We start from the raw sequence: 19,527 nt of genomic DNA, 5'->3' as shown, positions 1-19,527 counted from the left end.
AGATCGAGACTACTGAACTGACGCCGCGTCAGGAACAGTGCTGCGCGGGAAAGGTGGCGGAGGCTCGTGGAGGTGCGTGGAGGTGATGTGTGGAACGGTGACAGACGGGCTCGGGTGGGTCCAAGGGGGAATTTGGTCGCGGTGGGCGGGTGCGTTTTCTTCGGGGGTGGGTGGTGGGAGCCGGCGGTTCTAGGCGAGAGGGTCGACTCGGGGGAGGTCCGTGTACGGGAGGGACTCGTCGCGGTCGCGCTGCGTGCGGGAGCCGAGGCGGCGGGCCAGGGCGCGGGAGATCTTCTCCGCGTCCAGGGCCATCTCGCGGAACATGCCGCTGATCGGGTTGGTGAACCCGGTGAAATAGAGGCCGGGAGCCTGCGGCAGGGCGCGGGAGCCGTGCGTGCGGGGGCGGCCGCGCCCGTCGAGGACGCCGTCCAGGTGGCCGACCAGGCCCTCCAGGGCGCGCCGGTAGCCGGTGGCGGCTATCACCGCGTCCGGGGTGATGCGGGAGCCGTCGGCGAGGATCACCTCGGCGCCGTCGAAGCCGGCGACCGCGGCGACCGGCTCCACCCGGCCCGAGCGGACCGCGTCGATGAGGCCGACGTCCTGGACGGGGATCGCCCCCTGCTTGGCCCTGCTGTACAGGCCGGTGGCGGGGCGGGGGAGCCCGTACGCCGTCAGGTCCGGCACCGACGCCTTCGCGGAAAGCGCGCCCAGCCGGTCCACCAGCCGCACCGGCAGCCGCCGCACCAGGATCCCGGTGCGCTGGGCGGGCCAGCCGAGGGTCGAGCGGCGCACGATGTGGGGGGTGGTGCGGATGGCGAGGCGGGTGCGGGTGGGGGCGGGGCCGCCTCGGCCGGGGGCCGCCAGGTCGGCGGCTATCTCGGCTCCGGTGTTGCCTGCGCCGACGACCAGGACGTCCATGCCCTTGAAGGGGGCGGGGTTGCGGTAGTCGCGGGCGTGGAGGAGCCGGCCGCTGTACGTGTCCATGCCCGGCCAGTCGGGCAGTGAGGGGGTGTGGTTGAAGCCGGTGGCGACCACGACGGCCTGGGCGGCGAGGACGCGGCCTCCGGTGGCGTGGAGGAGCCAGCCGGGGTCGGGGGAGTTGTGCTTGTTGCGCTTGGTGTGCTTCTTCTGCCGCTGCCGCCGCTGCTTGCTGTTTCCGGTGGTGGAGGCGGCGGTGTCGGTTTCGGATTCGGTGTCCGTGGGGGGTTGCGGCGCTCTGTCGATACGGGTCACCTCCACGCCCGTGACGATCTCGAGCTCGTGGAACTCGGCGTACTTCTCCAGGTAGCGCACGACGTCGTCGCGGGAGACCCAGCGGCCGAAACGGCGGGGGATGGCCAGCCCGGGGAGGGCCGAGAGGCGGCGGGTGGTGTGCAGGTGGAGGCGGTCGTAGTGGCCGCGCCAGGAGGCTCCGACGGTGTCGGACTTCTCCACGATCACCGCCCGTACTCCGCGGGCGCGCAGGGCGGCGGCCGCGGCGAGTCCGCCGGGCCCGGCGCCGATCACGTAGACGGGGCGGGGCTGGGTGGTCATGTCTGGGGCTGTGGGGACTCCGGGCATGAGGAGTGATCGTATCGACACACAGTGTTGATGGGTCTCGGACGAGGAGCCGAATCGATTGCGGATCGGTCACGAGGGGCTTGCGTGGGGGCGGGGTCTTGCACGATGGTCCCCTGTCCGCTCAACTGACGTACCGTCAGATTGAGGAGGGTGCGTGCGATGCAGACCATCTGGCTCAGCGGGGCCGAGTGGCTCGCCGTGCTGCGGATAGGCCTCGGCCTGTGGTGGCTCGAGAGCTGGCGGCACAAGGACAAGAAGGGCTGGTTCGAGCGCGGCACCGGCATCGCCTGGGCCGCCGAGGTCGCGGGCAAGCACCGCTGGCCGGTGGTCAAGCGCGGTTTCGAGGCCCTGGTCCGGCCGCGGCCGCGGCTGATGGCGTACGTCGTCGTCTACGCGGAGCTCGCGCTGGGCCTCGGGCTGGTGCTGGGCCTCCTGACGCCGATCGCGCTGGTGGGCGGACTGCTGCTGAACCTGCTCTACCTGGTGCTGATGATCCACGACTGGGCCGAGCAGGGGCAGAACGCGATGATGATGCTCGTCGCGTTCGTCGCCTTGGTGGGGGTGGGCTGGCAGGCCTGGTCGCTCGATGCGGTGTGGGGGTTGTTCCTTTGAGCGGGCAGGGCGGGCAGGGGGTTCGGTTCGATCTGCCGGATGTGGACGAGTTCAGCCGGACCTACTGGGATGCGGCGGCCGAAGGGCGGCTGCTGGTGCGGCGGTGCGGTGCGTGCGGGCGGGCGCACCACTATCCGCGGGAGTTCTGCCCGTTCTGCTGGGCGGGGGAGGAGCAGGTCGTCTGGGAGCAGGCCAGTGGCCGCGCGGTGCTCTACACGTGGTCGGTGATCCACCGCAACGACCTGCCGCCGTTCGGGACGAGGGTTCCGTACACGGCGGCCGTGGTCGACCTGGCCGAGGGGCCGCGGATGATGACCGAGGTCGTGGACTGCGAGGCGGGTGCCCTGCGCGTCGGCATGCCCTTGGAGGTGGCGTTCCGGGAGGCTGCGGAGGGGGTTTGGGTGGCGGTGTTCCGGCCCTGGGCGGCAGGGCTGGTGTAGGGGTTTTCCGGGTCTCCGGGTTGCAGAGTCTCCGGGTTGCAGAGTCTCCGGGTCTCCGGGTCTCCGGGTCACCGGGGCGGCGGGTTTCCGGCGTGGTTCCTCCTCCTTCGCCTCGTCCTCCGGTCCGTGGCCGGCGGGGTGGCCCTCGCCTCGCCGCTTCGGCCACGGTCCGGGGACGCCGCGCTTCGTCAGGTGTCAGGCCTCGAAGGTGGTGGCCCGGGCGACCGCCTCCCAGGCGTCCAGCTCGGCGCTGGAGGCCTCCGCGTGCGCGCGGATGGCGTCCACGGCGTCGTTGCCCAGGGCCAGGCGCAGCGGGGGCTGCTCGGCGTCCAGTGCGGCCAGGATCGCCGCGGCCGCCTTGACGGGGTCGCCGGGCTGGCTGCCGTCCGACTCGGGCAGGCCCGTGCGGACCGCGCCGACGGTGTCCTCGTACGCGGGCAGGGTGGTGGCGGTGCTCTGCAGTGCGCCGGCTCCGGCGAAGCCGGTGCGGAAGGCTCCCGGCTCGACGATCAGGCAGGTGATGCCGTACGGGGCGACCTCGCCCGCCAGTGCCTCGGTCAGGCCTTCCAGGGCGAACTTCGTCGCCGAGTACGCGCCGACGCCGGGGAAGGAGAGCCGGCCGCCCATGCTGCTCATCTGCACCACGGCTCCGGACTTCTGTGCCCGCATGTGCGGCAGCACGGCCCGGATGAGGGCGGCGGGGCCGAAGAAGTGCAGGTCCATCAGGTCGCGCAGCTCGGCGTCCGAGGTCTCCTCGACCGCGCCGACGAGGCCGCGGCCCGCGTTGTTGACGAGGACGTCGATCCGGCCGAAGCGTTCGACGGCCTCGGCCACCACCGTGGCCGCGGCGGCCGTGTCCGACACGTCCAGGGCCACCGGCACCAGCCGCCCGGGGTGTGCGGCGGCGTACTCCGCGAGGGCGTCGGGCCGGCGTACGGCGGCGACGACGGTGTCGCCGGCCGCGAGCGCCGCGTCGGCGAGGGTGCGGCCGAAGCCGGACGAGGCGCCGGTGATCAGCCAGATCCGGCCGGCGGGTGTCGTCGGCTTGTCCTGCGCGGGCATGGAGACCTCCAGGGGGAGCAGCGGGTGAGTCGCGTCGCCTGAGGGGCATCCTTGATCACTGGCGGCTTGCTGTCCAGGGTCAAAGTGCCGGGGGGAGTGGGGAGTTGGGCCATCCGGGTGGGTGGGTGGTTGCGTGCGCTGTGCTCTACGGCCAGAGCAGCTCGCGCGTCCACGGTCCGGGCGCCTGCGGGGGGCGGCTGTAGCGCAGGCGGACGTGGCGGCGGGCGGCGTCGCCCTGGAAGAACTCCACCTCGGCGGGATCCAGTACGTACCGGGTCCAGGTCGGGACCGGCGCGTCCGGCTCCGCGCCGGCCCGTTCCCATGCGGCCGCCGAGGCCTCGGCCAGCTCCTGGGCGGAGGCGAGCACCTCGCTCTGCCGGCCGGTGAGGGCTGCTGCGAGGGCGCCGCGCGAGCGGACCGCCAGGTCCGCCCGGCTCTCCTCGGGGGCGCAGGCGGTGACGCGGCCGCGGATGCGGATCTGGCGGGCGACGGTGGGCCAGTAGAAGGCGAGCGCGGCGTCCGGGTGGGCGGCGAGCTGGCGGCCCTTGGCGCTGGTGGAGTGCGAGGCGAAGTGCCAGCCGCGGTCATCGGCGTCGTGCAGCATCAGGATGCGGACGTCGGGGCGCCCCTCGGGGTCGACGGTGGCCAGGCTCATCGTGTGCGGTTCGAGCTGTCCGGCCGCGGCGGCGTGCGTGAACCACTCCCGGAAGAGGGGGAGGGGGGTGGAGGGCGCGGTGTCGGGGTCGAAGACGGGGAGCGGGGTGTCCCACACCTTCAGGGAGTGCAGGGTGGCGTGGAAGGACGGGGATGAGGTGTCGCTGTCACCGGGCATGCGGCCAGGGTAGGGGGCGGGGCGAGGCGGGCCCGCGCGGCTGGATCCGGGCCCGGCGGGCGGCGTGCGGGGCGCAGTCGATCGCTACGTGGTGATCGTCGGATGGCGGCGGGAGGCTGTCCTCTCGGAGCGGAATGGTGTGGCGTCCGGAGGGGGGATCAGGAAGGCTCGTGCGCATGGTTTCGGTGGTGCAGAACGTGGCGGTCGATTGTGCGGATGCCTACGGGCTGGCCCGGTTCTGGAGCCGGGTGACCGGGCGGCCGCTGCATCCGGACGACAAGCCGGGTGATCCGGAGGTGCAGGTGCTGCTCGCGCAGGGCCCGGTGTTGTACTTCAACCAGGTGCCGGAGGGCAAGACGGTCAAGAACCGGATCCATCTGTGTCTGCGCCCGGAGACCTCCCGCGAGGAGGAGGTGGAACGGCTGCTGGGGCTCGGCGCCGCCCTGGTCGCCGATCACCGGAATCCCGATGGTTCCGGGTGGGCGGTCCTCGCCGATCCCGAGGGCAACGAGTTCTGTGTTCTGCGCAGCGAGTCGGACCGGGCCGCTGCGATGGCGTGACGCGGGTCTGAGGGGCGGCGGCCGGTGGCCGAGCCGAAGCCCAGCCAGGTGTGGCGGTTGTTCCACCAGCACCAGCCCACCTTGGGGGCGCCGCGCCGTTCGCGGCCGTCCCGGCCGGTGCCGTTGCTGATCCAGAGCGCCGGGGTGCGGGCGTCCAGGGTGCCGTTCGGCTTGCGCAGTCGTGAACCGATGGTCATGAAGCAGTGGTTGCGCTCCAGCACCTCGGGTTGCTGGAGCAGCCAGTGGATGCCCTCGGTGAGCACGAGCGGGGTGCGGCCCTGTCGGGTGAGGCGGGGCAGAGCCTCGTCCGGGGTGCGGTTGGCCAGGTGGTCGCCGCGGTCGAGGCCGGTGACGAGGTAGAGGGACGAGTCCGGCAGCTCGGCGTGGTGGGGGCTGAAGCGGTCGACGTCGGTCATGTCGGTGACGACGAAGCCCGGCTTGCCCTCGCGGCGGAGCAGCGGTGCGAGGGCCGAGGCGGGGAGCCGGTCCGGGTGGACGGCGATCAGGGCGCCTTCGGCTGCGCTCTCGGCGAAGGCCCGCAGGTCGGCGGTGGGGATCCCGGCGAGCTCGGGCACCCCGAGCTCGATCAGGCGCTCGGCCTGGGCGGCGAGCGGCGGAAGCGCGGTCAGGGCGTCACCGGAAACGGTTTCGGGCACGGGGTACTCCCTCGTTTCGCGATCGGAGCAGAGGCCCCGGCTCAACGAGGCGGCCCGCCGGAATGTTCCCCGGTCTTGTCATAGCGGGTGGCCAGGCCGCGCCACTGCTTGAGTTTGTTGATGCAGCGCTCGACGGTGTTGCGCTGCTGGTAGGCGTCGTGGTCGAAGGCGGGTGGACGGCCACCGCGACGGCCGAGGCGTTTGCGGTTGGAGGCCTGGTCGGCCTCGCCGGCCGGGCCCCCTTTTGATTGTGGGCGCCCTTCCACGACCCGAAGTGCTCGGGCAGGTTCATCCACGGCCTGCCGGTGCGGTACGTGAACGCGATCGCGTCAATCACCTGCCGGTGATCCCGCCACCGCCCGCCCCGCCGAGGCGTCCGGTCCGGCGGCAACGGCTCAATGCGGGCCCACTGGGCATCAGTCGGCGACACACCAGACCAACGATCCGATGATCCGAAGGAAACGGCCTAGTCGCGGGCCAGGACGAGGGTGCCCGAGGAGCAGAACCAGCCGCCTGTGCCCGAGGCGACGGCGGTGCGGGGGAGGGTGCCGTCGGGCTTGGTGACCTGGCCGGGGCCGCGTTCGCCGCGGAGTTGGCGGACCGCTTCCACCAGGAGGAACAGGCCGCGCATGCCGGGGTGGCAGGCGGAGAGGCCGCCGCCGTCGGTGTTGACCGGGAGCTCTCCGGTGGCGAGCAGCCGGCCCTTGTCGACGAAGGGGCCGCCCTCGCCCTTGGCGCAGAAGCCGAGGTCCTCGAGGGTGACCAGGGTCATGTACGTGAAGGCGTCGTAGAGCTCCGCGACGTCGATGTCGGCGGGGGCGAGGCCGGCCCGGGCGAAGGCCTGGCGGCCCGAGGCTGCTGCGGGGGAGGTGGTGAAGTCCTCCCATTCCGACATGGTGGCGTGGGAGGTGGCGGTGCCCGAGCCGAGGATCCAGACGGGCGCCTTGGCGGTGTCGGGGACGTAGTCGGCGGCGGCCAGCAGGACCGCGCAGCCGCCGTCGGAGCGGATGCAGCAGTGCAGCTTGGTGAAGGGGTCGGCGATCGTCTCGGAGGAGAGGACGTCGTCGACGGTGAGCGGGTCGCGGAACATGGCGTCGGGGTTGGTGGCGGCGTTCGCGCGGGCCTGGACCGCGACGGCGGCGAGCTGCTCGAGCGTGGTGCCGTACTGGTGCATGTGGCGGCGGGCGGCCATGGCGTACTTGGCGATCAGCGTGTGGCCGTAGGGGACCTCGTACTGCAGGGGGCCGCGCGCGCCGAAGGAGAGGTTCGAGGTGCGGCGGCGGGCCTTGATGTCGGCGCGCGCCGTGGAGCCGTAGACCAGGAGGACGGCGTTGGCGTGGCCGGCGGCGATCGCGTCGGCCGCGTGGGCCGCCATGACCTCCCAGGTGGAGCCGCCGACGGAGGTGGAGTCGACCCAGGTGGGACGCAGGCCCAGGTATTCGGCGACCTCGATCGGGGCGAGGGTGCCCAGGCCCGCGGAGGCGAAGCCGTCGATGACGCTGCGGTCCAGGCCGGAGTCGGCGAGGGCGCGGCGGGCCGCCTGGGCGTGCAGGGCGTACGGGGTGGGGCCGTCGACGCGGCCGCAGTCCGAGAGGGCGACGCCGACCACCGCGACGCGGCGGCGGGGGACGGCGTGGACGGGCTGGCTCAGGGGTCCGGGCATGGAGGGAACGGTATAGCTGATGATGTGTCAGATTCTAGGGGTCCAGCCGTCTGGGCATGTGGGGGCGACGGTCTTAATATGACGGGCCGTCAGCTCTGGGAGGAGCCACGATGGATGCCGCCTTTACCGAGGAACAGGACGGGATGCGCCGCGCGCTGCGCGAGATCCTGGGCAAGCACTGCGGGCCGGACGAGGTCAGGGCCGCCGTGCGGACGGCCCCCGGGTACGACCGGGAGCTCTGGGGGCGGCTGTCGCGGCAGCTCGGGCTGCCCGGTATCGCCATCGCCGCGGAGTACGGGGGCGTGGGGTGCGGGGTCGGGGACCTCGCGCTGGTGTGCGAGGAGGTCGGGCGGGCGCTGCTGCCCTCGCCGCTGTTCGCCACGGCCGGGCTCGTCGCGCCGCTGGTCGGTGAGCTGGGCAGCGGGCGGCAGCGGTCCGAGGTGCTGCCGCGGATCGCCGCCGGCGGGCTGACGGCCGCCCTGGCGGTGCCGGGGGCCGCCCTGGGGGCCGCCCTCGGGCTGACCGGGGACAACGGCGGGGAGTGGGCCGGGGGCGGGCGGGCCGGCGGGGTGCAGGCCCGGCCGGTCGAGGGCGGGCGCTGGCGGCTGTACGGGGAGGCCGCGCAGGTGCTCGACGGGCACAGCGCCGCGCTGCTGGTCGTGGCCGCCCATGCCGGGGGCTTCGCCCGGAGCCGGATCCTGCTGTTCCTCGTACGGGGGGATGCGCGGGGCGTGGTGCGGTCGAGGGGGGCGGGGATCGACGAGACCCGGCCGCACGGCGTGGTGCAACTGCGCGACGTCGAGGGCGCGTTGCTGGGAGACGGCGAGGGCGTGCTCCCGGCACTGGGGAGGGTGGGCCGCGGGGCTGCGGCCATGCTGGCCGCGGAGGCCGTGGGGGCGGCCGGGGCCGTGCTGGACCGGACGGTGGAGTACGTCGGGGCGCGCGAGCAGTTCGGGCGGGCCGTCGGGTCGTTCCAGGCCGTCAAGCACCGGCTCGCCGACCTGTACGTACAGGTGCAGACGGCCCGGTCGGCGGCGTACTACGCCGCGTGGGACCCGGAGCAGGGCGCCCTGGCCCTGGCGCAGGCCCTGGAGGCGCTGCGGCTGACCGCGGGCGAGGCGATCCAGCTGCACGGGGGCATCGGCTTCACCTGGGAGCACGAGGCCCACCTGTACTTCAAGCGGGCGGCCGCGGACGAGCTGCTCTTCGGGCCGGTGCACCGGCTGCGGGGGCGGGCAGCGCAGGTCGCGGGGCTCTTCCGGGAAGCGGGTGTGTGATGGTCGGCGCCAGGATCGTGCAGCGGCTGTCCTCGACGCCGCTGTTCGCGAAGATCGCTCCGCACGTGGTCCCCGCGCTGGACAAGGCCGTGCACCGGATCACGCGGGGCAAGGTCATCCTGAGCGCGCAGATGCTGCCCGGCGTGATCCTGACCGCCAAGGGCGCCAGGAGCGGGCAGCTGCGGCGCACGCCGCTCGCGTGCATGCCGGACGGGGACGGGTGGGTGCTGATCGGATCCAACTTCGGCAGGCCCGGACACCCGGCGTGGACGGCGAACCTGCTCAAGAACCCGGAGGCGTCGGTCAGTTGGAAGGGCCGCGAGATCCCGGTGCGGGCGCGGCTGCTGGCGGGCGAGGAGCGTGCGGCCGTGTGGCGGGCCGTGCTGCGGTTCTGGCCGCCGTACGCGACGTACCAGGCGCGCATCGAGCGCGAGATCCGGCTGTTCCGCCTGGAGCGCCGCTGACGGGGGCCGGGGAAACGGCGGACCCGGGAAGGGTCCGCCGCTACCGGGTCGGCTTCTTGCCGGTGATGCCCAGGTGCACCAGCAGCGCCAGGTTCGGCTTGAGCTCGGCCTGCTTCACGCCCCAGGCCTGGAAGCCCTTCTGGTGGGAGGCGACCGCGGCCAGCATCGCCACCAGCGAGCCCGCCATCGCCGCCGGGCTGAGGTCCTTGTCGACCTTGCCCTTCGCCTGGAGCTCCTTCATCGACTCCGTGAGGGAGTTGGTGACCGAGTTCAGGATCTTCATGCGGATCTTGTAGAAGCGCTTGTCGCCCTCGGCCGCACCGAGGTCGACCACGCGCAGGATCGCGTCGTTGCGGCGCCAGAAGTCCAGGAAGCCCTCGACGAGCTCCTCGGCGGCCGCCCAGCCGGCCTTGCCGACCCAGCTGCGGCCCTCGACCAGCGAGGTCAACTGCGCGCCCTCCGCCGCCATGTGCTCGGCGATCTCCAGGACGGCGCCCTCGACGTCCGGGAAGTACTGGTAGAAGGTCGCGGGGGAGGTGCCGGCCTTGCGGGCGACGTCGATGACCTTGACGTCGCGGTACGGCGAGGAGCTGAGCATCTCGCCGAGGCAGTCGAGCAGCTTCTGCCGCGTCGCCTGACCGCGCCGGCCCGCAACGCGGCCGTCGACGGTGCGTACTTGTCCTGTCATGCCGTCAGCTTACCGAGGGGTGATCTGGGCGCGATTCGGCCGCCTGCAAATGGGGTGACCCGCCGCCCGAGCTGGGCCGGGGCCCCAGTGGGCGGTCGTTTCCGGCCGGAATCGGACCGGTCACCCCACGTGAGGGGACCCGCCCGGTTCGGTTCCTTATCCCCCGATTAGTCTTATCAACAGGCTGTGGACAAGATCTCGGGCGGATCATGGCCGCAGGGGGATCGGAGCGGAAGGAAACGGGCCATGGCCGCATTCGCGGAAGGCACACCCTGCTGGGTGGACGCCTCGCTTCCCGACGTCGAGGCCGGCAAGCGCTTCTACGGCGAGCTCTTCGGGTGGACCTTCGGAGACAGTGCGGGCGCCGAGTACGGCCACTACACCCAGGCCTACAGCAACGGCCGCAACGTCGCCGCCCTCGCCCCCAAACCCGACGGCCGCATGCCCACCGTCTGGGGGATCTACCTCTACACCTCCGACGCCTACGCCTGCGCCGCCCGCATCCGCGCATCCGGCGGCCAGATGGTCATGGACCCCCAGCCCGTCGGCCCCTACGGCACCGCCGGCCTCGCCGCCGACCCCGGCGGGGCCGTCTTCGGCCTGTGGCAGCCGGGCACCCACCACGGCTTCGAGGCCCACGGCGAGCCGTTCACGTACTGCTGGGCCGAGGTCTACACCCGCGCCCGCGACGCCGTCGACGTCTTCTACGCCAACGTCTTCGGCTACGTCCCCGAGGACCAGGACGACGACGGCAGCGGCGTCGAATACCGGCTCTGGTCGCCGCCCGGCAGCGCGCCCGGCGCCGAGACGGCCGTCCTGGGGCGCAGCCTGATCACCGACGCCTTCCCGGAGATCATGCCCGCGCACTTCCTCGCCTACTTCGCCGTCCCCGACTGCGACCGCTCCGTGGAGACCGTCAAGCGGCTCGGCGGCCGCGTCACCGCCGACCCCTTCGACACGCCCTACGGGCGCATCGCCGTCGTCGCCGACAACCAGGGCGCCGTGTTCGCCCTGCTCTCGGAGTCCGCCGAGCACGGCGCAGGCTGAACCGGGCCGCCCCCGCACCCCGCCCGCAGCCCCGCGAGCGGCACCTCGCCACGCCCCGGCCCGACTGTGACGACACGCCCCGCCCGCGGGCCTGACAGAATCGGGGTTGCGCGACTTCGGGCGGTGCCCGGAATGAGACGCTGCACGGGGACGACCGCCGTGCCGGCGCGCGTGCAGGTGGAAACGGGCCAGGCAGAGGCCCGTACGGGGAGGTGTGAGGCGAGTGGTGGAGCAGCTGACGCAGCACGACCCGAGACGGATCGGCCCCTTCGAGGTGCTGGGACGGCTCGGCGCCGGCGGCATGGGGCTGGTCTATCTCGCACGGTCGGCGTCCGGACGCCGCGTGGCGATCAAAACGGTCCGGACGGAGCTCGCCGAGGACCAGCTGTTCCGGGTGCGCTTCACCCGTGAGGTGGAGGCGGCCCGCGCCGTCTCCGGCTTCTACACCGCGGCCGTCGTCGACGCCGACCCGCGCGCCGCCGTGCCGTGGCTGGCCACCGCGTACGTGCCGGCGCCCTCCCTGGAGGAGATCGTCAACGAGTGCGGGCCGATGCCCGCCCAGGCCGTGCGCTGGCTCGCCGCCGGCATCGCCGAGGCCCTGCAGTCCATCCACGGGGCGGGCCTGGTCCACCGCGACCTGAAGCCGTCCAACGTGCTGGTCGTCGAGGACGGCCCCCGCGTGATCGACTTCGGTATCGCAAGCGGCGTCTCCAACACCCGCCTGACCATGACGAACGTCGCCGTCGGCACCCCCGCCTACATGTCGCCCGAGCAGGCCAAGGACTCCCGCAGCGTCAAGGGCGCCAGCGACGTCTTCTCCCTCGGCTCGACGCTGGTCTTCGCCGCGACCGGACACCCCCCGTACCACGGGGCCAACCCGGTCGAGACGGTGTTCATGCTGCTGCGCGAGGAACCCAACCTCGAGGGGCTGCCCGACGAGCTGCGCCCGCTCATCGAGTCCTGCATGCAGATGGACGCCTCCCTGCGGCCCACCCCGGCCGACCTGCAGGCGCAGCTCGCCCCGCACCTCTTCGACGGCGGCGACGACAGCGGCACCGCCTCCGCGTGGCTGCCCGGCCGGGCCGTCGCCATGATCGAGGCCCGGCGCGCGGGCGGCCAGCGCACCCACTCCGTGCCCGCCCCCGGCCCCCGCGGCGTCAGCGGCCCCCGCCCCGCCCCGGACGGCGGCCCCGCGCAGCGCCGCGAACCCCGCGGCGCCGCCGACCCGTGGACCGACCCGCGCACCGGCCAGCCCCTCCCGCAGCGCCCCCAGCACCCGCCCCGGCCCGCGACCCCCGCCCCCTCGGGCGAGCCCGTCCGCCTCGGCGGCTCCCCCGTCCCGATCGGGCCCGGGCCGCGCGCCACCGCCGCGGCCCCCGCCGCGCACGCCGGAGCCGCCGACTCCGCCACCGGCTGGGTCCGCCCGCCCGGCGGCGGCCCCGCACCCGCCTCGGGCCACCTGCCCGCCCCGGCCTCCCCGGGGGCCTCCGCCGCCGGGCAGGCGCCCGCCGTGCCCGCGCCCGGCCAGGCCCCCGACAGCGGCCGCTGGCGCCCCTGGCGGTTCCGCATGTCGAACGAGGTCTGGGGCACCCCCACCGTCGCCGGCGACCTCCTCTACGTCACCTCCTTCGAGGTGCACGCCCTCGACGTCGCCACCGGCCGCCGCCAGTTCAAGACCCGCGACGTCGCCTGGTCCATGGCCGTCGCCGAGGGCCGCATCCACGCCTCCGACGGCCCCTCCCTCTACGCCCTCGAAGCCTCCGACGGCGCCGAGCGCTGGCGGCTGTCCACCGACGCCTGGGTGTACGCCCTGCGCGCCGACCGCGGCACCGTCATCACCGCCACCCGCGGCGGCGGCGTCCAGGGCTGGGAGGCCTCCAACGGCCAGAAGCTGTGGGAGCTGACCGGCGCCCAGAGCGACTTCGAGACCCCCGAGGCCGCGCCCGTCCTGCACGACGGCACCGTGTACGTCTGGCAGGACGCCCGGCTGCGCGCCCTCGACGCCCGCAGCGGCCTGGAGTCCTGGTCCTACCCGATCGGCGACGCCGCCTCCTGCGGCAACGTCCCCGTACGCGTCACCCCCGGCCCCGACGGCAACGTCTACGTCGCCGCCGGCACCCGCGTCCTGTCCGTCGACCGCGCCTCCGGCCGGGTCCGCTGGCACTTCGAGGCCCCCGCCGTCTTCCTGGCGCCGCCCGCCTTCGCGCCCGGCCCGGCCGTGACCGGGGGCGGCGTCTACCTCGCCGACTACCTCGGCACCGTCTACGCCCTGGACGCGGCCACCGGCAAGGACCGCTGGCGCATCGCCACCGAGCCGCGGCCGTCCGCCGACCCGGTCCTCGTCGCCGGCGGCAACGTCCACCTCGGCGCGGGCAGCGCCCTGTACACGCTCGACGCGGTCACCGGCACCCCGAAGTGGCGGTTCGCCGCGGGCGGCGAGATCACCGGCCCGCCGGCCGTCGCCGACGGGCGCGTCCACTTCGGATCGGCCGACCACTGCCTGTACACGCTGGACGCGGCCGGCGGGCAGCTGCGCTGGAAGCTGGCCACGGGCGGCGAGATCACCGGCGCCCCGGTGGCCGAGGGCGGCGTGGTCTACGCCTGCAGCAAGGACCGCTGCGTGTACGCCCTGGACGCGGCGAAGGGGACCGGCACCCGTACGTCCGGGTGAGCCGCGGCCCCGGCGGGGCGGCGGGGTTTTCGGCCCCGCCGAGTGGCGCACGGTACCGGGAGTGACAGGATGTACCCCATGAGCAACGTCTACTTCGACATCAACATCGACGGCCAGCCCGCCGGCCGCATCGTCTTCCGCCTCTTCGACGACGTGGTCCCGAAGACCGCGAAGAACTTCCGCGAGCTGGCCACCGGCGAGCACGGCTTCGGCTACGCGGGCTCGCCGTTCCACCGCGTCATCCCCCAGTTCATGCTGCAGGGCGGCGACTTCACCAACCAGAACGGCACCGGCGGCAAGAGCATCTACGGCGAGAAGTTCGCGGACGAGAACTTCAACCTGAAGCACGACCGCCCGTACCTGCTGTCGATGGCGAACGCCGGCCGCAACACCAACGGCTCGCAGTTCTTCATCACCACGGTCGTCACCCCGTGGCTCGACGGCAAGCACGTCGTCTTCGGCGAGGTCGTCGAGGGCACGGACGTCGTCGACCGGATCGAGAAGCTCGGCTCCCCGTCCGGCGCCACCCGCGCCAAGATCGAGGTCGCGGCCTCCGGCGTGGTCGAGCAGGCCTGACGCGTCGGACCCACCGACTCCTGACACGGCCGGACGGCCCCTCCCCTCGGGGGACGGGGCCGTCCGGCCGTGGCCGTCAGAGTGTGCGCACTCCGCGCCAGGTCCATCCGGACCCGAGGACCGTCTTCTGAAGAGGGCCCTTCATGTCGCGGGTGTCCGCGCGAAACGATACGACCCGTCGTCGGCGGCCGTCGGGCCCCCGCTCGTACGTCCAGTCGGTGTGCGCCCACTGGATCCGACCGCGGCTGTGCTCCTGCTGTACGACCCTCCCCGGCGGGTTCCCCGCTCTCGTCACCGCCCGCTGCTCCTCCAGGACCCGCACGACGCGTTCCCCCGCGACCAGGCGCATCCAGATGTCGAAGGTCCGCTCCACCTGCCTGCGGGACATGCCGGAGCCGGTGGCCGGCTCCATGACCCGCCACTCCGCCAGCAGGTCCACCCCCTCGGCACCCGCGTCGCGCACGCCGAACGGCACGCCCGTGCCGTTCAGTGCCAGCAGTGCCGCCCGGAGATCATGGAAGGGAACCGGTGTGACCCCGCTGTCCGGGTGCCTGGTGCCGGTCAACTTGTCGAAAAAGCCCATCGGCTCAACGTACGAACGCCGACCTGCCCGACGCAACACGGTCCGGAACGTCAGAGCTTGTACACCCCGCGCCAGGTCCATCCCGCCCCGGTGACCGTGTCCCGCAGCGGGTTCTTCATGTCCCGTGTGTCCAGGCTGAACGATTCGACCTTGCGCCTACGGCCGTCGGGGCCCTTCTCGTACACCCACTCCTTGTGGACGCTGCGGAGCGGGCCGCGTCCGCGCTCCCGCCCCACCGTCACGCCGGGCGGATCGCCGGCCCGGGTCACCGTCCACTGCTCGTCCATGGCACGCACCTCGCGCTCCTTGGGGAGCAGCCGCATCCAGACCTTCATGGTCCGCTCCACCTGCCTGCGGCTCACACCGGTACCCCAGGCCGGCTCCAGGACCCGCCATTCCGCCAACAGGTCGGACCCCTCGGCGCCGGCGTCGCGCACGCTGAACGGCACCTCCGTGCCGTTCAGCGCCAGCAGGGCGGCCCGCAGCTCCGTGGTGGGGATTGCGGGGGCACCGCTCTCGGGGCGCCTGGTGCCCATGTACCTGTCCCAGAGGCGGCCCACTGCTAGGCCTCTTCCCCGGTGTCGGGGCGCACCGAGCGCACGAACTCCTGGAACTCGCCCAGGATGCTGTCGTGCTGGGCCGCGGTGGCGGTCAGTGCCAGCCGGATCACCGCGCGCTTGTGCGGGTCTTCGACGTCCGCCATGGACAGGTACACCTGGGTCTGGATGAGGTCCCGGTGCGTGTCGCCGGTGGTGAGGGAGAAAGTCAACCGCTGGCTGAGGGCGGGTGCATCGTCGGGGCCGAGCTCGCGGCGGTGGGCCACCTCAACGGAGTCGGCCACCTCGCCCAGGCGCTCGACCGAGGCGTCGGCGAGATCGGTCAGCGTCACGGCGTCCGGGGGGAAGCCGCCGTCCACCGTGATGTTGGCGGTGAACCCGGCATCCGGTGCGGGATGCACCGCGGCGAACGCCACCCCCGGGTCGAACGCCTCCGGGCGCGCCGGGAGCCAGCCTTCGGGCAGGCTGAACTCGATCGGCACCGGCAGTGTCGTGGGCATTGCGGACCCTCCTTCCGTGGAAACGTACATCAGTCGAACCAGCCCTTGACCGTGTGGTAAGCCCCGGACGCGCCGTCGCCGACTGCGTGCGCGGCATCGCCCAGCCCGTCGGCCACCTCGCCGGCGGCCTTGCTCACCTTGGCCGGGTCGACGGTGATCTCAAGGCCGACGGAGCCGCCGAGGATGGGGGAAGCGCCCACCTTGCCACCGAGGTGGAACTTGCCGCTCTCGTCCCTCTTGTAACCCCACCAGCCCTCTGCGCCGGGACCCGCCCAGCCCTCGGCCGTGAGGCCGACGCCGATCCCGCCGACCTCCGTTCCTCCGGCGACGGTTCCCTTGGCCCCCGCGAAGGCCTTGAATCCGGCGGTCACCTCATCCTTGTGGACCTTGATGTTGCCCCCGAGCTCCGCGCCCGCAAAGCCCTCGCCGCGCACGTAGAGACTGCCGGGCCCGTACTCGGCCCGGCCCTCGGCCAGGGCGCGAAGGCCGACGGATGCCTCGGCCTTGGCGGTCAGGCCCTTCTCGCTGAGACCCCAGTTGGCGGTGGCCCTGGCGCCGTCGTACACGTCGGCGATCCCGGAGAGCTTCACCCCCGCCACGTCCTTGGAGCCCTCCGCCGTGGCGTGCCAGAAGTCGGCGTACGCCTTGACCGACCCCTCCTTGCCGTACTTGGTCCCGGAGATGCTGAAGCCGGCGTCGGGCCCGGTGAACGTGAGGCCGTCGTCGTCCGGCTTCTCCTTGGACTTGCCGTCGCCGCCCATCGCGGCCTGCATCGCCTTCGCGTGCTTCACGGCATCGTCAAGCTTGCCTTCGGCCCCGGCGTTGAACCCGTTGAACGTGGCGTCGGCGCCCTTGCCGAAGGCGTCCTTGTTGCTGTCGACGACCTCGAAGCTCAGGGCCAGCTTGACGTTCTGATCCAGCTCGTCGACCGCCTTGACGCGGTCGTCGATGTGCTTCTGCCACTTGGCGACGGCTTCGCCGATCGTCTTCTGGCCGTCGGGATCGTGGTGGTAGGCGCTGCGCTCGGCGGGGGTGAGCTTGGACCAGTCAAAGGCGACGCGCCCCTGTTCGGAGACCGACATGCCGGCGGCTATCGCGTCGTCGCGGGCGCTCTCGAGCTTCTTCTTCAGGTCGGCGAACTGGGTGTGCGCATCGCGCAGCAGGCTCGCGATCGCCTTGGCCTGGGTCTGCGCGGCGGCGTACTCGTAGCGCGTCGCCTTGAAACCGGCCTCGGCGGTCCCGGCGCTGACGCCGGACCAGGTGTCGCCCATCGTGATCTTCTGGACGGTTTCGCCGTAGCGGGTCTCGACCTTGTTCAACTCGGCGGCCATCGAGTCCCACTTGCCGGCCGCCGTCGTCAGCAGACCGAGGTCCGTGGTCATGACCTCGTGGTAGTTCAGTGCCACAGCTCAGCTCCCCTACAGGCCGTTCAGCTTGGACTTCGAGCCCGGGAACGAGCCGCCGACTCCGTAGTCGTTCTGCACGAACAGCCCCGACGCCCCGCGCAGCGCGCCCTTCTCCGCGGACAGTCGGCCCATCAGCACCTTGACCTGCTTGTCCCAGGTCTCGGCGACCGTCTTCAGGCCGGCGGCCGTCTCCCAGCCCTCGAACCCCTTCTGGGCGGTGCTGGTGGCGTCGTCCGCGTGCTCGGCGGCCTTCTTGGTGTTCGGCTCGAGCTCGGTCTCGATGGTGTTGGCAGCCGACTTCTTCTCGGCGGGCGTGGATGCGAAGTCCGGCTTCCCGCCGCCCGAGCCGCCCGACCCGCCCGGGTCCATCGGCACATGATTGAGCCGCATCTCCACGTGCCGGTCCTGGCCGGATTCAACTGACATGTTGCGTCTCCCCCGTCGGCAGACCCTGATCTTATGCATGACAACCATGCCACTGCGCCGGGCGGCGTCGGCATCGTGTGCGAATGAAGTGAAGGACGGGGGAGGGGTGGTGCACGGTTGCACGACCGGCCTGAAGAATGCGCTGTGACGGGCCTGTCCGCGCCGTTTGGTAGCGTGTCCCGCCGTTGTCCAGGGGGAAGGAATCGCGCCATGGTGGCCGGACGTCGTATCAGATTCAGTGCAGCGCTCGCGGTGGTGGTGCTCTCGCTCACCGGCTTCTCGTCCGGTCACGGCAAGCACGGCAGCGGCGGCCACGGCTGCTCGTCGAGTAAGAGCCACGGCAGCAGCAGCGACAGCAACAGCACCAGCAGCACCAGCGGCAGCAGCAAGAACAAGAAGAGCGACGCCCCCGCCCACGCCACGGTCGTCTCCTGCGCCGCGCCCGGCCGCACCAAGGCCGTGCTCCAGGTCACCTCCGACCTCGACACCCAGCGCACCGTCGACGTGCCGCTCACCTTCGAGGGCAACGCCGGCACCGTCGACCGGACTTCGGTCCGCGTCACCCTCAAGCCGCGCGAGACCCAGACCGTCACCGTCCCGATGGTCAACGCCGGCAAGGTCGGCGACGTGCAGCGCTGCCAGGTCGGCAAGATCACCTGACGGGCCGCGCCCGGCCTCGGCCGGCGCCGGGCCCCGGTGTCAGCGCACCTGGGGCTCCGGCGCCGTCCGCCGGCCGGCGAACAGCTCCGCCTGCCGCTCCGGCGGCAGGTTCCCCAGCGCGATCAGCGCCGGGGCCTGCGCCAGCGCCTGCTGCAGCGCCGCCTGCTTCGCCGACCACAGCGCCCGTACGGTGCCCTGCACCGCCTCCGTCGGGAAGGAGGCCAGCGTCCGCGCCGCCCGCAGGGCCGCCTCCAGCAGCTCCCCGGGCTCGGCCAGCTCCGAGACCAGCCCGATCTCGTACGCCCGCTGCGCCGAGAGCCGCTCCGCCGTCCCCATCAGGGACATCCGGGCCGCCTCCCCGAAGGGCATCCGCTGCGCCATGTACACGGCCTCGTACGCGCTCACCATGCCGTACGAGGTGTGCGGGTCGAAGAACGTCGCGGTCCGCGACGCGATGAGGAACTCCGACTCGCCCAGCAGGTAGAACGCCCCGCCGCAGGCCATCCCGTTGACCGCGGCCACGACCGGCTTCCACAGGTCGGCCGCCTTCGGCCCGATCGCCTGCAGGGGATCGTCCACCGAGTACGGGGACGACGGCTGCGGCACGGAGGCGTCCCGGTCGATGCCCGTGCAGAACGCGGCCCGGCCCGCCCCGGTCAGCACCACCGCCCGTACCGCGTCGTCGTGGCGCAACTCACGCCACACCGCCTTCAGTTCGGCGACCGTCGCGAGGTCGACCGCGTTGTGCCGGCGCTCCCGGTCCAGGGTGACGACCGCGACCCCGCCGGCCCCGTCCCGCTCCACCCGAAGCGTCACGGCCGCTCCAGCACCCAGCGCGGCACGGCGAAGCCGCCGGCCCGCCCGAACACCACCTGCACCCGCGCACCGATCCGCAGCCGGGCCGGATCCACCGAGTTCAGCGGGGCGTCGGCGGCCGTGACCAGGTTCCCGGCCAGCCGGATGTGCGGGGCGTCGGCGAGCTCCACGAGGACCACGTTGTACGGGGCCTGCGCGGCGTACGCGGGCAGCAGCGGCGGGTGCGGCCGCACGTACGACCAGATCCGGCCCCGGCCGCTCATCGGCTGCCACGCGGAGTCGAAGGACTGGCAGTGGGGGCAGCAGGGCCGGGGCGGGAAGCGGAGTCTGCCGCAGGAGGCGCAGGCCTGGATGCGCAGTTCGCCTCGGGCGGCGTACTCCCAGAACGGGGCGCCGTCCTCGTCGGGGACGGGCAGGAGCAGCCCCTCGGCAGCGTCTGCGGCGGTGGTGGTGTTCGTCATGGCTCCTCGC

22 protein-coding genes and 2 pseudogenes are annotated in these 19,527 nt (G+C 72.9%); 9 read left to right on the top strand and 15 right to left on the bottom strand.

Going from position 1 to position 19,527, the window contains the following annotated elements:
* Positions 1–189: 189 nt before the first annotated feature.
* A complete protein-coding gene (locus AB0953_RS11370) occupies positions 190–1,533 on the bottom strand; it encodes an NAD(P)-binding domain-containing protein (RefSeq protein ID WP_366859158.1) in 1,344 nt (447 codons plus the stop codon).
* A 186-nt stretch (positions 1,534–1,719) separates the two neighbouring features.
* Here AB0953_RS11370 and AB0953_RS11365 point away from each other — a divergent pair, with 186 nt between their 5' ends.
* Both AB0953_RS11365 and AB0953_RS11360 read left to right on the top strand, forming a co-directional pair.
* Entirely contained in the window at positions 1,720–2,172 is a 453-nt protein-coding gene (locus AB0953_RS11365) for a DoxX family membrane protein (protein ID WP_366859157.1), read from the top strand.
* Complete coding sequence (locus AB0953_RS11360) at positions 2,169–2,612, top strand: Zn-ribbon domain-containing OB-fold protein (RefSeq protein WP_366859156.1); 444 nt, start codon at positions 2,169–2,171, stop codon at positions 2,610–2,612. Before AB0953_RS11365 ends, AB0953_RS11360 begins: the two co-directional genes overlap by 4 nt.
* A 195-nt stretch (positions 2,613–2,807) precedes the next feature.
* On the opposite strand, the gene AB0953_RS11355 is transcribed toward AB0953_RS11360, so the two are convergent.
* Together AB0953_RS11355 and AB0953_RS11350 are read right to left on the bottom strand one after the other, a co-directional pair.
* Positions 2,808–3,674, bottom strand: coding sequence for an oxidoreductase (locus tag AB0953_RS11355; RefSeq protein WP_366859155.1), 867 nt, complete (start codon positions 3,672–3,674; stop codon positions 2,808–2,810).
* A gap of 145 nt (positions 3,675–3,819) precedes the next feature.
* A complete protein-coding gene (locus AB0953_RS11350; protein ID WP_366859154.1) occupies positions 3,820–4,506 on the bottom strand; it encodes a pyridoxal 5'-phosphate synthase in 687 nt (228 codons plus the stop codon).
* 176 nt (positions 4,507–4,682) lie between these two features.
* Here AB0953_RS11350 and AB0953_RS11345 point away from each other — a divergent pair, with 176 nt between their 5' ends.
* Complete coding sequence (locus AB0953_RS11345; RefSeq protein ID WP_366859222.1) at positions 4,683–5,066, top strand: VOC family protein; 384 nt, start codon at positions 4,683–4,685, stop codon at positions 5,064–5,066.
* 14 nt (positions 5,067–5,080) lie between these two features.
* Here the strand turns inward: AB0953_RS11345 and AB0953_RS11340 are convergent.
* From AB0953_RS11340 to AB0953_RS11325, 4 genes and pseudogenes are all read right to left on the bottom strand, one after another.
* Positions 5,081–5,722, bottom strand: a pseudogene (locus tag AB0953_RS11340) (DUF5701 family protein); the annotation flags it as partial.
* A gap of 41 nt (positions 5,723–5,763) precedes the next feature.
* The gene (locus tag AB0953_RS11335) at positions 5,764–6,018 is read right to left on the bottom strand and encodes a hypothetical protein (RefSeq protein WP_366859226.1); all 255 of its coding nucleotides are present in this window, start codon (positions 6,016–6,018) and stop codon (positions 5,764–5,766) included.
* An 8-nt stretch (positions 6,019–6,026) separates the two neighbouring features.
* Positions 6,027–6,152: pseudogene (locus tag AB0953_RS11330) on the bottom strand (transposase); the annotation flags it as partial.
* 36 nt (positions 6,153–6,188) lie between these two features.
* A complete protein-coding gene (locus AB0953_RS11325; RefSeq protein WP_366859153.1) occupies positions 6,189–7,385 on the bottom strand; it encodes an acetyl-CoA acetyltransferase in 1,197 nt (398 codons plus the stop codon).
* A 110-nt stretch (positions 7,386–7,495) separates the two neighbouring features.
* Here AB0953_RS11325 and AB0953_RS11320 point away from each other — a divergent pair, with 110 nt between their 5' ends.
* Both AB0953_RS11320 and AB0953_RS11315 read left to right on the top strand, forming a co-directional pair.
* Positions 7,496–8,662, top strand: a complete 1,167-nt coding sequence (locus tag AB0953_RS11320) for an acyl-CoA dehydrogenase family protein (RefSeq protein ID WP_366859152.1) — start codon at positions 7,496–7,498, stop codon at positions 8,660–8,662.
* A complete protein-coding gene (locus AB0953_RS11315; RefSeq protein WP_366859151.1) occupies positions 8,662–9,126 on the top strand; it encodes a nitroreductase family deazaflavin-dependent oxidoreductase in 465 nt (154 codons plus the stop codon). Before AB0953_RS11320 ends, AB0953_RS11315 begins: the two co-directional genes overlap by 1 nt.
* Positions 9,127–9,166: 40 nt before the next feature.
* On the opposite strand, the gene AB0953_RS11310 is transcribed toward AB0953_RS11315, so the two are convergent.
* Entirely contained in the window at positions 9,167–9,814 is a 648-nt protein-coding gene (locus AB0953_RS11310; RefSeq protein WP_366859150.1) for a TetR family transcriptional regulator, read from the bottom strand.
* A gap of 246 nt (positions 9,815–10,060) precedes the next feature.
* On the opposite strand from AB0953_RS11310, the gene AB0953_RS11305 reads away from it, so the two are divergent.
* The 3 genes from AB0953_RS11305 to AB0953_RS11295 all read left to right on the top strand — a co-directional run bounded on the left by AB0953_RS11305 (position 10,061) and on the right by AB0953_RS11295 (position 14,108).
* A complete protein-coding gene (locus AB0953_RS11305) occupies positions 10,061–10,861 on the top strand; it encodes a VOC family protein (RefSeq protein ID WP_366859149.1) in 801 nt (266 codons plus the stop codon).
* Between the two features lie 223 nt (positions 10,862–11,084).
* Positions 11,085–13,532 carry a PQQ-binding-like beta-propeller repeat protein gene (locus tag AB0953_RS11300; protein ID WP_366859148.1) on the top strand — a complete coding sequence of 816 codons (2,448 nt, stop codon included), beginning with the start codon at positions 11,085–11,087 and terminating at the stop codon, positions 13,530–13,532.
* Between the two features lie 78 nt (positions 13,533–13,610).
* A complete protein-coding gene (locus AB0953_RS11295; protein WP_366859147.1) occupies positions 13,611–14,108 on the top strand; it encodes a peptidylprolyl isomerase in 498 nt (165 codons plus the stop codon).
* A 76-nt stretch (positions 14,109–14,184) separates the two neighbouring features.
* Here AB0953_RS11295 and AB0953_RS11290 read toward each other — a convergent pair whose 3' ends face one another.
* The 5 genes from AB0953_RS11290 to AB0953_RS11270 are packed head-to-tail and all read right to left on the bottom strand — an operon-like array spanning position 14,185 to position 17,523.
* Positions 14,185–14,691: a hypothetical protein gene (locus AB0953_RS11290; protein ID WP_366859146.1), complete on the bottom strand. Its 507-nt coding sequence runs from the start codon at positions 14,689–14,691 to the stop codon at positions 14,185–14,187.
* 50 nt (positions 14,692–14,741) lie between these two features.
* Positions 14,742–15,227: a hypothetical protein gene (locus tag AB0953_RS11285; RefSeq protein WP_366859145.1), complete on the bottom strand. Its 486-nt coding sequence runs from the start codon at positions 15,225–15,227 to the stop codon at positions 14,742–14,744.
* Positions 15,228–15,253: 26 nt separating this feature from the next.
* Positions 15,254–15,748 (bottom strand): hypothetical protein, encoded by a 495-nt coding sequence (locus tag AB0953_RS11280; RefSeq protein WP_366859144.1) that lies wholly within the window; start codon positions 15,746–15,748, stop codon positions 15,254–15,256.
* Positions 15,749–15,777: 29 nt separating this feature from the next.
* Positions 15,778–17,154, bottom strand: coding sequence for a hypothetical protein (locus tag AB0953_RS11275; RefSeq protein ID WP_366859143.1), 1,377 nt, complete (start codon positions 17,152–17,154; stop codon positions 15,778–15,780).
* A 12-nt stretch (positions 17,155–17,166) separates the two neighbouring features.
* Positions 17,167–17,523 (bottom strand): hypothetical protein, encoded by a 357-nt coding sequence (locus AB0953_RS11270; RefSeq protein ID WP_366859221.1) that lies wholly within the window; start codon positions 17,521–17,523, stop codon positions 17,167–17,169.
* A gap of 267 nt (positions 17,524–17,790) precedes the next feature.
* Between AB0953_RS11270 and AB0953_RS11265 the strand changes: the two genes are divergently transcribed.
* Positions 17,791–18,240: a hypothetical protein gene (locus tag AB0953_RS11265; protein WP_366859142.1), complete on the top strand. Its 450-nt coding sequence runs from the start codon at positions 17,791–17,793 to the stop codon at positions 18,238–18,240.
* A 39-nt stretch (positions 18,241–18,279) separates the two neighbouring features.
* On the opposite strand, the gene AB0953_RS11260 is transcribed toward AB0953_RS11265, so the two are convergent.
* Entirely contained in the window at positions 18,280–19,056 is a 777-nt protein-coding gene (locus AB0953_RS11260) for an enoyl-CoA hydratase/isomerase family protein (RefSeq protein ID WP_366859141.1), read from the bottom strand.
* Positions 19,053–19,517, bottom strand: coding sequence for an OB-fold domain-containing protein (locus AB0953_RS11255; RefSeq protein ID WP_366859140.1), 465 nt, complete (start codon positions 19,515–19,517; stop codon positions 19,053–19,055). Before AB0953_RS11255 ends, AB0953_RS11260 begins: the two co-directional genes overlap by 4 nt.
* Positions 19,518–19,527: the final 10 nt, after the last annotated feature.

Source organism: Streptomyces sp. NPDC046866 (assembly GCF_040704625.1).
Taxonomy (GTDB): Bacteria; Actinomycetota; Actinomycetes; order Streptomycetales; family Streptomycetaceae; genus Streptomyces.
The sequence above is the reverse complement of the archived record's forward strand: the minus strand, read 5'-3'. Positions and strand labels throughout refer to the sequence as shown.

Coding starts and splice junctions, on each gene's coding strand:
- AB0953_RS11370 (WP_366859158.1), bottom strand. CDS start 1,533: ATGACCACCCAGCCCCGCCCCGTCTACGTGATCGGCGCCGGGCCCGGC.
- AB0953_RS11365 (WP_366859157.1), top strand. CDS start 1,720: ATGCAGACCATCTGGCTCAGCGGGGCCGAGTGGCTCGCCGTGCTGCGG.
- AB0953_RS11355 (WP_366859155.1), bottom strand. CDS start 3,674: ATGCCCGCGCAGGACAAGCCGACGACACCCGCCGGCCGGATCTGGCTG.
- AB0953_RS11350 (WP_366859154.1), bottom strand. CDS start 4,506: ATGCCCGGTGACAGCGACACCTCATCCCCGTCCTTCCACGCCACCCTG.
- AB0953_RS11345 (WP_366859222.1), top strand. CDS start 4,683: ATGGTTTCGGTGGTGCAGAACGTGGCGGTCGATTGTGCGGATGCCTAC.
- AB0953_RS11325 (WP_366859153.1), bottom strand. CDS start 7,385: ATGCCCGGACCCCTGAGCCAGCCCGTCCACGCCGTCCCCCGCCGCCGC.
- AB0953_RS11320 (WP_366859152.1), top strand. CDS start 7,496: ATGGATGCCGCCTTTACCGAGGAACAGGACGGGATGCGCCGCGCGCTG.
- AB0953_RS11315 (WP_366859151.1), top strand. CDS start 8,662: ATGGTCGGCGCCAGGATCGTGCAGCGGCTGTCCTCGACGCCGCTGTTC.
- AB0953_RS11310 (WP_366859150.1), bottom strand. CDS start 9,814: ATGACAGGACAAGTACGCACCGTCGACGGCCGCGTTGCGGGCCGGCGC.
- AB0953_RS11305 (WP_366859149.1), top strand. CDS start 10,061: ATGGCCGCATTCGCGGAAGGCACACCCTGCTGGGTGGACGCCTCGCTT.
- AB0953_RS11295 (WP_366859147.1), top strand. CDS start 13,611: ATGAGCAACGTCTACTTCGACATCAACATCGACGGCCAGCCCGCCGGC.
- AB0953_RS11290 (WP_366859146.1), bottom strand. CDS start 14,691: ATGGGCTTTTTCGACAAGTTGACCGGCACCAGGCACCCGGACAGCGGG.
- AB0953_RS11285 (WP_366859145.1), bottom strand. CDS start 15,227: ATGGGCACCAGGCGCCCCGAGAGCGGTGCCCCCGCAATCCCCACCACG.
- AB0953_RS11280 (WP_366859144.1), bottom strand. CDS start 15,748: ATGCCCACGACACTGCCGGTGCCGATCGAGTTCAGCCTGCCCGAAGGC.
- AB0953_RS11270 (WP_366859221.1), bottom strand. CDS start 17,523: ATGGACCCGGGCGGGTCGGGCGGCTCGGGCGGCGGGAAGCCGGACTTC.
- AB0953_RS11265 (WP_366859142.1), top strand. CDS start 17,791: ATGGTGGCCGGACGTCGTATCAGATTCAGTGCAGCGCTCGCGGTGGTG.
- AB0953_RS11255 (WP_366859140.1), bottom strand. CDS start 19,517: ATGACGAACACCACCACCGCCGCAGACGCTGCCGAGGGGCTGCTCCTG.